The following is a 12,691-nucleotide window of genomic DNA, read 5'->3' as shown; positions in this document are numbered from 1 at the left end:
GGTGTATAAATGAAAGCTTTAGTTTTACTTGGATGTCCGGAGACTCCATCACAAACTCCGATGGCAGTTTATGTTTTTAATAAATTAACAAAATTAGGTTATGATGTTACAATAGCTGCTAATCCTGCAGCATCAAAACTTGTAAAAATTTCAGACCCCGAAGGATTCTATAATCTTAAGTTAGTTGATTTGGAAAGATTGTTGGGAGACATTAACGAAGGGGATTATGATTTACTTGTTGGATTTGTCCACAAGGATGCGGCTGCATCATTTTTCGTAACATTTGATCAAATCCTGCAGACCAAATCTCTTGCACTGGTATTTTCAAGAGATGCGGATGAAGTTGCTGAATTTGTAAATATGATAGAAGAAAGTGGCAGTAACGCTAAAATTACAGCAGTTAGAGCTTTCCATAATCCTTCACCAATTAAAGTTAAATTTGACAAAGCAATTAAGGAGTTTGAATAGTCATGTCATTCTGTTTAGATACTTATCTTCAACAATCAGACAATTATGAAATACATGCTTCAAAAGCAGGTTTTAAAGACTGTGCCATGATTATCAGATTTAAAGCTGATGATTTGGTTTATATCAAACCTGGAGATGAAGTATTGGGCGTTAGAGTTATTGGGATTCCGCCAATTCCAATAGGATTTGACCATGAAAAAGGTACTGTCTTTTTACCTTACACAAAACCTTGTCATGGGACTTCCGTTGTGGAACTGCCAATAGATGAAGAAGAAGTTGAAAAAATAAGAAAATTGGATACCGGTAAAAAATGAAATCTACAGTTGTCGGAAGCTTTCCGGTTGAAGTAAGTAAACCTTCTTCAGCAAAAGATAAATTATTAAGTGCTCTTGGAGCACATGATCCTTTTAAGGATGCTATTAAAAGTTGTGTCACAGCTCAGCTTGATGCAGGAGTAGATATTATCTCCGACGGCCAGGTTAGAGGTGACATGGTTTCTATTTTTACAAAATATATTTCCGGAATGGTGATTGAAGACGGAAATACATTCATCACATCCAAAATATTAAGACCTACTCAGGAAATTTCAGTCAAGGACCTGAAATACGCCAAGGATGTTATGAAAGATTACTATGGCGGTAAAATCCCTGAAGGCAAAGGAGTTAAAGGAATAATCACTGGACCGAATACTATTGTTCACTCTTCCAGAATCCAATCATTCTATAAAAATAAGGAAGATGCAATCATTGATTTGGCTCATAGTTTAAAATATGAAGTTGATGCTATCGCTAAAAAGGTTGAACCGGTTTACATTCAAATTGACGAGCCGTTTTTATCTACAGGAATGGTGGAAATGAAAACAGCCCGTGAAGCCATTGATATTTTACATGATGGTCTGGAAGTGCCATTGGCAATGCATGTCTGCGGTATTTTAAAAGATGCATTCAAAGACATTGCAAAATTCAATGTTGATATTCTGGACTTTGAATTTGCAGGAAACAATGTTAATTTGGGTGTATTGGAAGAGAACGCTTCACTTTTATCAGGTAAAAAAGTTGGTTTCGGATGTGTTGATTCATCAGTTAATGAAGTTGATGACATCAATGACATTGAAAATTTAGTCACCAAAGCTATTGATATTGTTGGAAAAGACAATCTTCTTTTGGATCCTGACTGCGGCCTTCGTAGAGCACCTAAAGATGTTGCATTTAAAAAACTGCAGTTGATGAATCAGATTAAAGATAAATATAACTGATTTTATTAATTTTTCTTTACTTTTTTTTCAGATAATTTTAAATATATTATGATTCATAATAATATTTAGGCATAACTAAAAATGAGGTGAAATTATGGATAATATGGCTCAAGCCAGAAACCATTTGCATGAAATGGAAGCGAAGAAAAAAGCAGACAGCAATAAAAAAACCAAAAAAATAAGAAACTTCTTTTTCGGATGCTGTAAAAACAAATAATATTAAAAAAATAAGTTGCTTTCCCAAAATTCATTGGAAAAATGGCTTTTGGGAAATTAATTTTTTATCTGTATTCATGTTTAAAGTTTTTATCATATAGCTTAGATGCATTAAAGTCACCTGGGTCTAAGACATCTCCCACCACAATCATCGCAGTCTTTGTAATATTGGCATCTTTAACTTTTCCTGCAATATCTGCAAGGGTTCCTTTAATTATTTGCTGGTCTGGCCAGGTAGCTTTTTTTACAACTGCAACGGGAGTAGTTTCTTCATAACCTTCAAGCAATTCATCAACTACTTTATCAATCATACCTATTCCCAAAAAGATACACATGGTTGCATGATGCTTGGAAAAGCTGGCTAAACTTTCACCGGCAGGTTTTGGAGTTCTTCCTTCCGGACGGGTTATTATAACGCTCTGTGAAATTTCAGGCAGTGTCAATTCAGCTTCAAGCACGCTTGCAGTACCAAAAAGAGAACTTACGCCCGGAATGATTTCATATTCAATATCATGTTTTTTAAGTTCACGAATCTGTTCGCCTATTGCTCCGTAAATTGAAGGATCTCCTGTATGTACACGGGCAACCAATTTACCTTCATTAACTGCTTCTGTAATAATTGCATCAGTTTCTTCCAGGTTTAAGTAAGCACTATTGTGTATTTCACATTCATCCTTAGCAGGGTTTAAAACATCTTTATTAACAAGTGAACCTGCATAAATAATAACGTCAGCATTTTCAATTACTTTTCTTCCTTTTACGGTGATTAAATCAGGGTCTCCAGGACCTGCACCTATGAAAATTACTTTTCCTTTCATGGTAAATTTTATATTTAATATATTATTTAATGATTTTGTCTCAATATTGTCTTTTAATTTGAGAAAACTTTATTAATCTTCAAGATAATTTAAAAATATGGATAATAAAGGTTTTATTTCAATAGAATATTTGTTTTCAATCTTTGTTATTTTATTGATAACTATTCCATTATTATTTTTATCTCAATCGGCTATTGAATCAAGTTTCAATATTGAAGATAATGTTGCACACAGGCTTGTTTTGGACGGCGTTGCAAATGAAATAAGTCAGGTGAATTCCAATGGGGAAGGTTACTCTAAATCCATTAAGTTGCCTTCTAATTTAGGTTATTATGAAATAACGGTCGATAAAACAAAATTAACGATAGAATATGATGGCAAAAAGGGAGAAACATTGTTTCCACTTTCAAATATTGATTCAAAATATAAATTGCATAGTGGACAAAGCTATATGATTTCAAAAAATAGTGAAGGAAAAATAGTGATAACATGAAAATTGACAACAAAGGACAAATCAGCGGGGAATATCTGCTTTTATCGGGAGTACTGATATTGGTAATTATGCTTTCAGCTGTTTTTATAGCTGGAGATCAGGAATTGAATATTGCTATGAGTGCGGCCAGAAACGGCATTAACGATGGAATTGCCTCATCTTCAAGTGGAATTTATCCAAAACAGACTTATTCTGATTATTCAAAGGATAAAAGTATGCTTTTAATTCCATATTCGGTTGAAATAGTAAATGTCACCTATTCGGAGATGGGGATGGACAACAACTTTAACAAGAAAAAAATTCAGTTTAAGGTTTATGCAACATCATCGAGAGACTTTTCAAAAAAACAGTTGGATTCCATTGGGGATAGAATAAACTATAATTTAAGAAAGTCTGTTGCGTTAAGTTTCAATTCAACGGCATCTACAAACAAACTTTACAATCCCGTTTTCTCACCTCATTATGTTTACACAACAGCTAATGTTAAATGGGTTTAAAGACATAGTTAATGTTATGTCAAGATATGAAAAAGGAAAGGAAATTTTGGAAGACATTCAAAAGAAGCCTGTTGAAGAGATTTTCAAGGAACTGGAAGATATTGCACCGGACCTGTCACGCTTTGTAATTGAATTTCCATATTCTGAAATCTATTCAAGGCCTGAAGTTGACTTAAAGACTCGTGAGTTATGTACAGTCGCTGCAATAACAGTTTTAGGGGCAATTCCACAGCTTAAAGAACATATTAATGCCGCTTTAAATGTAGGAAACAGTCCGACTGAAATTGTTGAAATCATAATGCAGATGTCTGCTTACTGCGGATTTCCAAAAGCAATCAACGGTATTGTAGCCGCAAAAGAGGTCTTTAGTGAAAGAGGACTAATGCCTGTGAGGGATTAGAATTAACGGCGAAACTTTTGATGCAGTTGCATCCAAACTGCAGGAAGAACTTTATGATATAATTTCCAGCAATAAGGAAGTCAATGACTATGAGCTTATTGTATACAAATATGTATTCATAAGCGAACTTGGAATCCCTCTTCTTGAGGATTTGGGTGTAGAAATCAAGGAAGATTCATTTATGCTTTATATAATTCCTGATGATTTAAAATTCAGTATTTTAAGAAAGCTGGATGATGTTTTCGATAAGTTCACATTAAGTTTCATGCCTAATAAATACAATATAATAAAGTTAAAATTTTCACTCGACGGTGATTAAATGTATAATGATGAAGAAAAAGAACAACTGATGAATGATTTAAAGGAAATGGAAACATTCAGAGCCGATACCGGTGATGAAGGTAAAATTCTGCAGGAAGATTTAAAGGATTTCTTCATTAACGGCAAAGGCGATAAGGAAGATTTGATATTTAGAATAGAACTGTATTTCTATGCTTTCAAACTCTTTTGCAGAAAATCCGTTAAAATTGACAGAAACCAATTTATAATCTATTTGAATGATTCTCTTTTAGATTGGCATCTGGTTGATTTGGTAAAAAAAGATTTAACTGACTTCGAATTGGAAATCGAAGCCGTTAAGGAAAATAATGATGTGCTGATTAATTTGAATTTCACACTTCATTACTAAATTTTAAAAATTTTTCTGGCGTTGTTGGTGGTAATTTCATCAACAACTTTAACATCCATCTGTTTTATCTCAGCAATTTTATGAACTGCTTTAACAACATTTACCGGTTCATTACGCTCTTCTTTTGTCATTGCCAGATATGGACTGTCAGTTTCAGTTAAAACATAGTCCAGGTCAATTTTTTCAATTAAATCCTGGTGATGTTTTGAATAGCAAAGCATTGTGGAAAAGCTCATATATGAATCATCACGGTTCATAATCCTTTTTGCTGTTTTTAGACTTCCCCCATAGCAGTGAAAAATAAAATAAGGAATGTCATCGTAGTCTTCGATGATGTTGACAGCTTTTTTCTCACAGTCCCTTACATGCATTACGATTGGAACTTTGTGATTGTTTGCGATTTCAAGAAAGCTTCTGAATATTTCCTGCTGTCTTTCACGTAATTCCTTATCTGTTACGTAGTAGTAATCCATTCCAACCTCGCCGATAGCCACAATATTGTCTAAATTTTCAATAAGATATTTATGTGCCTCTTCAAGTTCCTCGTTAGTGCAATTTTGAGAGCTTACAGGGTGAAAACCAAAAGTAGGATAAATAAAACCTTTGTATTCCTGTGAAAGTTTTAAAACATCCCGATTGCTTTCTATGCTGTAACCTGATGCTACAACGTAATCGAGTTTGTCCTTTGCTCTTTTGATAACCTCTTCTCTGTCCTTGTCAAAGTCTTCAAAATCAATGTGGCAATGTGTATCAATCATATTTAAACTCCAAATCTTCTGTCTCTTGCCTGATATGATCTTATGGCTCTGATAAAATCGACTTTTCTTAAATCCGGCCATAATGTTTCACAGAAATAAAGTTCTGAATATGATGACTGCCATAGGAGGAATCCGCTTAAGCGTTCTTCACCGCTTGTTCTGATAATAAGGTTCGGATCATCCAGACCTGCAGTATACAGATTTTTACTTACCATATCTTCATCAACGTCATCGATTGAAACTTTTCCTGCCTGTACATCTTCAATGATTTTTTTAATTGAATCGACGATTTCCAAACGTCCGTCATAACCTATTGCAAGGTTAAAATATCTTTTATTGTAGTGTGCTGTTGCTTCTTCAGCTTCATGTATTGCTTCCCGCACATTGTCGGGCAAAAGTTCAGTTCTACCGACGACTTGTACTTTAACTTCGTTTTTGTGTATCTTTTCGTGGTTCACAAGCCTTTTGAAGTTGATGACAAACAGGTTCATCAGCCCTTCAACTTCATGTTTTGGCCTATTAAAGTTTTCTGTTGAAAATGCATAGGCAGTAATGATTTCAATTCCAAGTTCAATACTCCAGTCTAAAACTTTTTCTAATGTATCTACTCCGATTTCATGTCCTTTGACAACGTCTATGTTTCCCTGGAGTTTGGAATATCTTCTGTTTCCGTCCATAATTATAGCTACATGTTTTGGCATCTTTTCCGGAACAAGTCCTCTGGATATGTACCATTCATATATTCTATAAAGTATATTTTCTGCCATAATCAAATCCCTTAAAAGTTTTATAGTAATTAATATTTATGTGTCTTAATGTTTTTAAAGGTTAGCTAAATGGTATGCAAATATTAAGCTTCTAAGATATCCTTCAACACTCTGGTCTCTGCTGGTGTCAATGTATATTCCGTTGATTCCAAATGTTACTGCACCATAACTTGGCCATGAGTTTACTAAAATAAGGGTTCTGAAAATTATGTTTCCTATTATTCCGTCCGGTGCAATGATTACATTGCATTGGTCTTTTATTGCCTGCTCTATTAGAATATAATAGTTTTTCACTTCAAAATCAGTATTTTCCTTAATCATTTGGGTAAGCTTTTCACTATCGTCAATGGATTTGGAGATCTTTTCGCTTCTTCCGTAGTCTCCTTTTCTTCCGTCTGCAAGAACGGCAATTTTCGGTTCTTTTCCAAGTTTTTCTAAAAATTCTCCGCAGTTTTCAGCAATTTTAAACTTCTCATCAATTGTGCTTCCTTCATCTATTCCAACTGGTGAAAGCAGGAATTCCTTCCCGTCTCCGTTGACATAAGTTGCCCTTGAGATGTCTGGAAAATTTTCTTTCACTTTTTTTATCACGCCTGATGCGGCAAGTGAACCTCGAACCACGGCATCGATATCATCATCAAGTATTGCATTTGCTAAATCGTTGTCATCGTGTACTAAATCTATATCTGCTTGATATTCTTTTTCAAATTCTTCTATGGCTTTTAAAATATTGTTGTTTGTTCCTATTCCTATAGCAATTTTTATCATTATGTATAAAGTTTATTATCTTTTTTTATTAATTTTTTTGTTAAAATTAAGGTTCATCGATTTCTTTTTTTTATATAAAAATGTTTAGGTATGGAAGATTCTTTTACTAAGTTATTGTATGCTTTATGTTTTTTTTTCAAATTCAGTTTATTTTTAAAATATTAAAATCTGTATATTTTTTGATAGTATTTTTTATCATTATGTATAAAATTTATGTGTAAATTTTTATTCATAATTTTTTTTCTTGCGGTTTTATGTTTAACAATTCTTATTTTGTATATAAAAATGTTTAAATTATAGAAACATTTTTTTAATAAAATTGAGTTATTATAATTATGAATAATAATGATGAGATTTTTGATATTGTAGGTTATGTAATGGCCTCAGAGTACAGATGCAATATTATAAAAAGTATTGGTGAAAGTATTAAAATCCCATCTGCAATCGCTGAAGATATAGGTTTGAGAACAAACCATGTCTCCAATGTTTTAAAAGACCTTAAATTGTTGTGTGTTTAAATGAGGATGCCCGTAAAGGCAGACTCTACAAAAATACAGATTTGGGTCTTGAAATTTTAAAATATTTATAATCAGAAAAACAGAATTATTAAATCTTTTAACATTAAGATGGTTATATCAATTGCAGAATTACTTTGATTATAAAAAAAGATAGTTTTATGATGATTTGTTAAAATCATCAATTGCACTATCGACAATTTTTAAAACTGACTTGTCTAGTTCGGGATAGGTGTCATTAATGGCTACCGGTATGTTATCGCAGTACACCACTTCAAGTCCGTGTGCTAGGGCATCCTTTGTAGCCACATCAACGGCAGCTGCCTTAAGTTCGGTCAGCATGACATCTGCTTTGTCCATGTATTTTTCCATGTCTTGACGAAGCAGAGGTCTGTTTGACAGGTGAGCAGTTGTACCGATTACTTCACAGCTGTAATTGCTTTCCAGATATTCCACCAGTTTGTCTTTAACTTCTTCAGGGGCAGTAGTTGCAAACAGTACTTTTTTACCTTCAATGTTATCTAAAGGTTTAGGCCTGAAGACTGTAGATATTACTGTTGCAGACGGATTAATTTCACTTACAAAATTTTCTATTTCTTTTATTTTTTTATTACTGCACATAGGTTCTTCGCACATTGTTAAAATAACCATATCACCGAGGGCGATTCTATAAGGTCCAAAATAGGTTGTCAGGTTTTCAATAGGCTGATTTGCACCGATAAGTACGATTTTTTTATCTGTTTTTATAGGTGGTATTGCAGCTCCGCTTCCTTCAAATATTGCAAATTTTGAATCTACCTGATTTGCAAGTCTTGCTCCTTTTTTCATGTTTGTAAGAAATACTTCTCCAGCCATTCCGCCTCCGCATCGTCTGCATCCTATTGTCAGGATTCTGCTCATCAGCGCATCTTCCCAGTGATCACTTGCTGCATGAACTCCCTTTTCAGACTGCTCAAGCAGGAATTCTGCATTGATTTTCAGTTCTTCACCGTGTACTATTTCAGGTTCTTCAGGTCCTCCTCTGCCCATTGCAATTACACACGGTTCATATCCGTTTTTGTCAATGAGTCTTGATACAAATCCTGAAACTGCTGTTTTTCCGATACGTTTTCCTGTTCCCAGTATGGTTATTGATGGTTTTTCCATTATGTCGTATTGTGATGTAGGTTCAAACTTAAAGTCAGGTCCTTCATAGGTGATTCCTTCATTTAAAACCTTGCATGCTATTTTGAATCGTTTAGGATAGTCCAGAATAGGTTCATCGCTTAAATCAAAGACTGTATCTGCATCATATTTTCTAATCATTTCAACTATGATGTCATAGGGAATGTCTTTATCTTTTGCAAATTGAACAGGAACGCCCAATTTTTCAGAGTAGGATTCCTCTGAATCGTCCCTGAGCTTTTCTGTTCCTCCAATAAAAACTGCTCCTATAATATCGATGTGTTCCAAATTGTTTAATGTATCTATTGCTTCCTGTGTCACTGGCAAGTAATGTTCACCATCAACTAAACAAAGCATTCTGTTTAAAGCCTTCATACTATTTAATATAATTTTTATATTTTATAAGTTAAATTATAAAATATGCAGTTTTCAGAAATTGATATCGGCGAAACCCATATAAGACTTACAACAGATTTGGTCAGTCATGATTTGAAAAGATATATTTTATCCATTCGAAGGAATCTTAAAGATTATATCCTTGGAAATGATGACTTTCTACTTTCATTTTCCCCTTTAAAAATCCCTGATGATAATCTCTCTGATATAGTTTTGAGGATGTATGAATCTTCAATTGTCTGTGATGTTGGTCCGATGGCATGTGTTGCGGGGACAATTTCTGAGATGGCCCTTGAGTATCTCATTAAAAATAATTCAAGTCATTCGATAGTTGAAAACGGTGGAGATGTTGCGATTTTAAACGACAGAAAGGTATTGTGCGGAATTTACTCTAACAATGAAGTTTTGGGAAATGATATTGCTTTTGAAATAAAGAAAAGAAAAAAACCTTTGGGCATTTCAACTTCTTCTGGAAAGATTGGCCATTCAATAAGTTTTGGCGTATCTGATGCAGTTACTGTCATAGGCAATTCTGCATCAGTATGTGACGGACTTGCAACAAAAATTGCCAACCGTGTTGACGGTTCTACAAGTGAAGATAAGGTGGTCAATGCATTGGAGTGCTGTGATAATTACAGAAAGTATTTTGACGGTGTTCTTATTATTTGTGATGATAATGTGGGTACTCTGGGAAAATTGCCTAAGATTGTAGAGACCAATGAGTTTGACATAAAGCACTGATTTTCCTTTTCATATTCTCATAGAACTGATTAATTAAAAGTATTGTTTAAAGATTAAAACCTTATTTTCTAGTCCGAATTTTTCATCTGTGCAGTTCATTATTTTTAATTTTAAAATTATTTTGATTACAGTTAGATATCTTATTTCATTTATTCTAATTTTTGCAGATTTCAAATTTTGTAAAGTATTTTTTAATGCAATATTTAAATATGATTACACTATAATATTATTGTATAGAAAAAGGAGTTAAATTTTAACTAAAATTAAATTAGTTATTTTGGGTTAGATATCTATGTATAAAGACGAAATGATACAATTACATCAATTTTTAGTATATGTTTTAAAATATTTAGCAGAAGATGACCAAATTACCAATGATTGCAGTGAGTATATTAGCCTAAAAATTAGTCCTCATCATATTCACAAAACAAAAGCTGAGCATAAACATGCTATTTTTGTGTTATGCAAGATAATTTCTCAATTAGTTGCTGAAAAGGAAAATGAATCTATTCCTGAAAATGTCCGCAATTCACTAGCAGATTTAGTTAAAAGATCTGAAAATGAAATTAATGCGCACTGATTTTTTTACTTTTTTTCATATTATTTTTAATTTTTTTTTAATGCAAAGTGTTAAAAACTTTTATATACAATTTCATATTATTTATAGATTACATAATAAAAATTAACACGCGTGATATTTTGAAATCATTTGAATTTTTATCAAAAAAGAGAGAAGCGAAACCAAGAAATTGTGGAATAACAATGGTTTTGGACAAGGGTCTTGGCCTTGAGAGTGCAGAAAGCCTGATGAATATTTCCGGAGATTATGTGGACTATCTTAAATTCGGATGGGGAACTTCTATTGTACATGATAGGGAAATAGTCAAGGCTAAAGTTGAAATGTATAAAAAGCATGATATTACTCCCTATACTGGCGGAACACTATTTGAACTGGCTTATATGGCAGATAAACTTGAAGAGTTTTTTGCTGAAGCTCATGAATTAGGTTTTCCTGCCGTTGAAATATCAGACGGTTCAACTACCATATCTCACGGCGATAAACTGAAATGCATTCAAATGGCCAAAGAAAAAGGCTTTGAAGTACTGTCTGAAGTGGGTAAGAAAAATCCTGATTTGGATAAGGAGCTCACATTGGATGAAAGAATCGAATATATGCAGGATGAACTTGATGCAGGTTCTTCTCTTGTTATTGTGGAGGCAAGGGAAGGCGGCAAAAACATAGGAATATTTGACCCGTCCGGAAACGCTAAAGAGGATGAAATAGATTACATACTTGAGAATTTTGACGGCAGTAAAATTCTTTGGGAAGCTCCAAACAAAGACCAGCAGGTCTTTTTCATTTTAAAATTGGGAAATACCGTTAATTTGGGAAATATTTCCTCAGATGACATAACTTCTCTTGAAACATTAAGGCAGGGATTGAGAGGAGATACTTTAGGCAAAATTTAAGGGTGTCTAAATTGACTAATAATAGAACAATCAGTGAAATAAACGAAAAAATAGATAAAGGCGAAGCAAACATCTACACTGCAGAGGAATTCAAAAAACTCATAAAAAAAGGAGACACTCCAAGCTTTGAAGATGTTGATGTAGTAACCTGCGGAACATGCGGCGTAATGAGTGGAACAGCAGCAATCCTTAACTTTATCATCTCTGAACCCGGAGAATTCATAAGGGCATCTGAAGTTTATATTAACGGAGTGCCTGCTTATGCAGGGCCTTGCCCGAACGAATGGCTGGGTTCAGTTGATGTTATTCTTCACGGAACTGCACATTCAATTTATGATGAAAGCTACGGCGGAGGATTTCTGCTAAAAGAACTTCTTGAAGGTCATGAAGTTGACGTAAGGGTTGAAAGTGCAGACGGAAAAACAATAGAAAACACTATAACGCTTGAGGATATCACTCGTGGTCAGCTTATCGGTGCCCGTATGGCATTTAAAAACTATACTGCATTTACAAATCCGAATCCCGAATCAGTATCATCAATATTTGCAGCAACACCTCTGGAAGGAAACCTGAGGGGTCTGACATTTTCAGGCTGCGGAGACCTGAACCCTCTTCAAAATGATATTCCTCACAATGTGATTAAGGAAGGTTCAAAAGTTTTAATCAACGGGGCGCAGGGTTATATTTTAGGTGACGGTACCAGGTCAAGCCCTGAAAAACCTAACCTCATGCTTTCAGCGGATTTATGTAAAATGGACCCTTATTATATAGGCGGATTTAAGACAGGTCAGGGTGGAGAAATCTATGATACTGTAGCAATTCCGATTCCAGTTTTAAATGAGGAGATATATAATAATCTTTTAGTTCGCGATGAAATGGTTGACATTCCTGTAGCTGACATTAAAGGACGTCACCTGCCGCTGGATGAAACCAATTATGCTGAACTTTGGGGAGATTATGACTTAAGACCGCAGTATGACAGGAATAGATGTTCAGGCTGTGAAAACTGTGTAGTCGAAAAAATATGTCCTACAAATGCATTCAAAAACCAGAGAATGAATCTTGCATACTGCTACGGATGCGGAATGTGTGCAAATTACTGTGAAAATAATGCATTTGACATGAACACAGGAAGCGTTGATTTAAACATAAACGGCAAAGATGTCAATATTCCTATTATATGCAGACAGTCAGACAGGTTAAGAGGAAACAAATTATCATTAAAATTAAAGAAAATGATTGAAAATAAAGAGTTTAAATTGTAAAACAGGTGGTAA

19 protein-coding genes are annotated in these 12,691 nt (G+C 34.0%); 14 read left to right on the top strand and 5 right to left on the bottom strand.

Going from position 1 to position 12,691, the window contains the following annotated elements:
- Positions 1-9: 9 nt before the first annotated feature.
- The 4 genes from QZN33_RS04120 to QZN33_RS04105 all read left to right on the top strand — a co-directional run bounded on the left by QZN33_RS04120 (position 10) and on the right by QZN33_RS04105 (position 1,940).
- A complete protein-coding gene (locus QZN33_RS04120; RefSeq protein WP_296789684.1) occupies positions 10-468 on the top strand; it encodes a DUF1890 domain-containing protein in 459 nt (152 codons plus the stop codon).
- Positions 469-470: 2 nt separating this feature from the next.
- Positions 471-782: a DUF1894 domain-containing protein gene (locus QZN33_RS04115; RefSeq protein ID WP_296789683.1), complete on the top strand. Its 312-nt coding sequence runs from the start codon at positions 471-473 to the stop codon at positions 780-782.
- Positions 779-1,723: a methionine synthase gene (locus QZN33_RS04110; RefSeq protein ID WP_296789682.1), complete on the top strand. Its 945-nt coding sequence runs from the start codon at positions 779-781 to the stop codon at positions 1,721-1,723. The genes QZN33_RS04115 and QZN33_RS04110 overlap by 4 nt, the downstream gene beginning before the upstream one ends.
- 94 nt (positions 1,724-1,817) lie before the next feature.
- A complete protein-coding gene (locus QZN33_RS04105; protein ID WP_296789681.1) occupies positions 1,818-1,940 on the top strand; it encodes a hypothetical protein in 123 nt (40 codons plus the stop codon).
- A gap of 64 nt (positions 1,941-2,004) precedes the next feature.
- Here QZN33_RS04105 and cobM read toward each other — a convergent pair whose 3' ends face one another.
- On the bottom strand, positions 2,005-2,757 hold the full coding sequence (cobM, locus tag QZN33_RS04100; RefSeq protein ID WP_296789680.1) for a precorrin-4 C(11)-methyltransferase: 753 nt from the start codon (positions 2,755-2,757) through the stop codon (positions 2,005-2,007).
- A gap of 97 nt (positions 2,758-2,854) precedes the next feature.
- On the opposite strand from cobM, the gene QZN33_RS04095 reads away from it, so the two are divergent.
- The 5 genes from QZN33_RS04095 to QZN33_RS04075 all read left to right on the top strand — a co-directional run bounded on the left by QZN33_RS04095 (position 2,855) and on the right by QZN33_RS04075 (position 4,835).
- Positions 2,855-3,250: a hypothetical protein gene (locus QZN33_RS04095; protein ID WP_296789679.1), complete on the top strand. Its 396-nt coding sequence runs from the start codon at positions 2,855-2,857 to the stop codon at positions 3,248-3,250.
- Positions 3,247-3,747, top strand: coding sequence for a hypothetical protein (locus QZN33_RS04090; RefSeq protein WP_296789678.1), 501 nt, complete (start codon positions 3,247-3,249; stop codon positions 3,745-3,747). Before QZN33_RS04095 ends, QZN33_RS04090 begins: the two co-directional genes overlap by 4 nt.
- A gap of 16 nt (positions 3,748-3,763) precedes the next feature.
- Entirely contained in the window at positions 3,764-4,147 is a 384-nt protein-coding gene (locus QZN33_RS04085) for a carboxymuconolactone decarboxylase family protein (RefSeq protein ID WP_296789677.1), read from the top strand.
- 181 nt (positions 4,148-4,328) lie between these two features.
- Positions 4,329-4,466, top strand: a complete 138-nt coding sequence (locus QZN33_RS04080) for a hypothetical protein (RefSeq protein ID WP_296789676.1) — start codon at positions 4,329-4,331, stop codon at positions 4,464-4,466.
- Positions 4,467-4,835: a hypothetical protein gene (locus QZN33_RS04075; protein WP_296789675.1), complete on the top strand. Its 369-nt coding sequence runs from the start codon at positions 4,467-4,469 to the stop codon at positions 4,833-4,835. It abuts the gene before it with no gap.
- Here the strand turns inward: QZN33_RS04075 and QZN33_RS04070 are convergent.
- From QZN33_RS04070 to mtxX, 3 genes are read right to left on the bottom strand one after another with little or no spacing between them, the layout of a single operon-like run.
- The gene (locus QZN33_RS04070; RefSeq protein WP_296789674.1) at positions 4,832-5,593 is read right to left on the bottom strand and encodes a TatD family hydrolase; all 762 of its coding nucleotides are present in this window, start codon (positions 5,591-5,593) and stop codon (positions 4,832-4,834) included. The two genes, QZN33_RS04075 and QZN33_RS04070, sit on opposite strands and share 4 nt — an antisense overlap.
- A gap of 2 nt (positions 5,594-5,595) precedes the next feature.
- The gene (gene uppS, locus QZN33_RS04065) at positions 5,596-6,360 is read right to left on the bottom strand and encodes a polyprenyl diphosphate synthase (RefSeq protein WP_296789673.1); all 765 of its coding nucleotides are present in this window, start codon (positions 6,358-6,360) and stop codon (positions 5,596-5,598) included.
- Between the two features lie 54 nt (positions 6,361-6,414).
- Positions 6,415-7,128, bottom strand: coding sequence for a methanogenesis marker protein Mmp4/MtxX (gene mtxX / locus QZN33_RS04060; RefSeq protein WP_296789672.1), 714 nt, complete (start codon positions 7,126-7,128; stop codon positions 6,415-6,417).
- Positions 7,129-7,463: 335 nt separating this feature from the next.
- Between mtxX and QZN33_RS04055 the strand changes: the two genes are divergently transcribed.
- Positions 7,464-7,646, top strand: coding sequence for a hypothetical protein (locus QZN33_RS04055; protein WP_296789671.1), 183 nt, complete (start codon positions 7,464-7,466; stop codon positions 7,644-7,646).
- A gap of 156 nt (positions 7,647-7,802) precedes the next feature.
- Here the strand turns inward: QZN33_RS04055 and QZN33_RS04050 are convergent, their stop codons facing one another.
- Positions 7,803-9,182, bottom strand: a complete 1,380-nt coding sequence (locus QZN33_RS04050; protein WP_296789670.1) for a 2,3-diphosphoglycerate synthetase — start codon at positions 9,180-9,182, stop codon at positions 7,803-7,805.
- Positions 9,183-9,227: 45 nt separating this feature from the next.
- Here QZN33_RS04050 and QZN33_RS04045 point away from each other — a divergent pair, with 45 nt between their 5' ends.
- The 4 genes from QZN33_RS04045 (at position 9,228) to QZN33_RS04030 (ending at position 12,679) form a co-directional block, all read left to right on the top strand.
- On the top strand, positions 9,228-9,944 hold the full coding sequence (locus QZN33_RS04045; protein WP_296789669.1) for a UPF0280 family protein: 717 nt from the start codon (positions 9,228-9,230) through the stop codon (positions 9,942-9,944).
- Positions 9,945-10,236: 292 nt separating this feature from the next.
- Entirely contained in the window at positions 10,237-10,524 is a 288-nt protein-coding gene (locus tag QZN33_RS04040; protein ID WP_296789668.1) for a UPF0058 family protein, read from the top strand.
- 119 nt (positions 10,525-10,643) lie between these two features.
- Positions 10,644-11,414, top strand: a complete 771-nt coding sequence (comA, locus tag QZN33_RS04035) for a phosphosulfolactate synthase (protein ID WP_296789667.1) — start codon at positions 10,644-10,646, stop codon at positions 11,412-11,414.
- A gap of 11 nt (positions 11,415-11,425) precedes the next feature.
- A complete protein-coding gene (locus QZN33_RS04030) occupies positions 11,426-12,679 on the top strand; it encodes a methanogenesis marker 16 metalloprotein (RefSeq protein ID WP_296789666.1) in 1,254 nt (417 codons plus the stop codon).
- The last annotated feature ends 12 nt before the right edge of the window (positions 12,680-12,691 follow it).

The sequence above is a fragment of the uncultured Methanobrevibacter sp. genome (assembly GCF_900314615.1).
Lineage (GTDB): Archaea > Methanobacteriota > Methanobacteria > Methanobacteriales > Methanobacteriaceae > Methanocatella.
The sequence above is the reverse complement of the archived record's forward strand: the minus strand, read 5'-3'. Positions and strand labels throughout refer to the sequence as shown.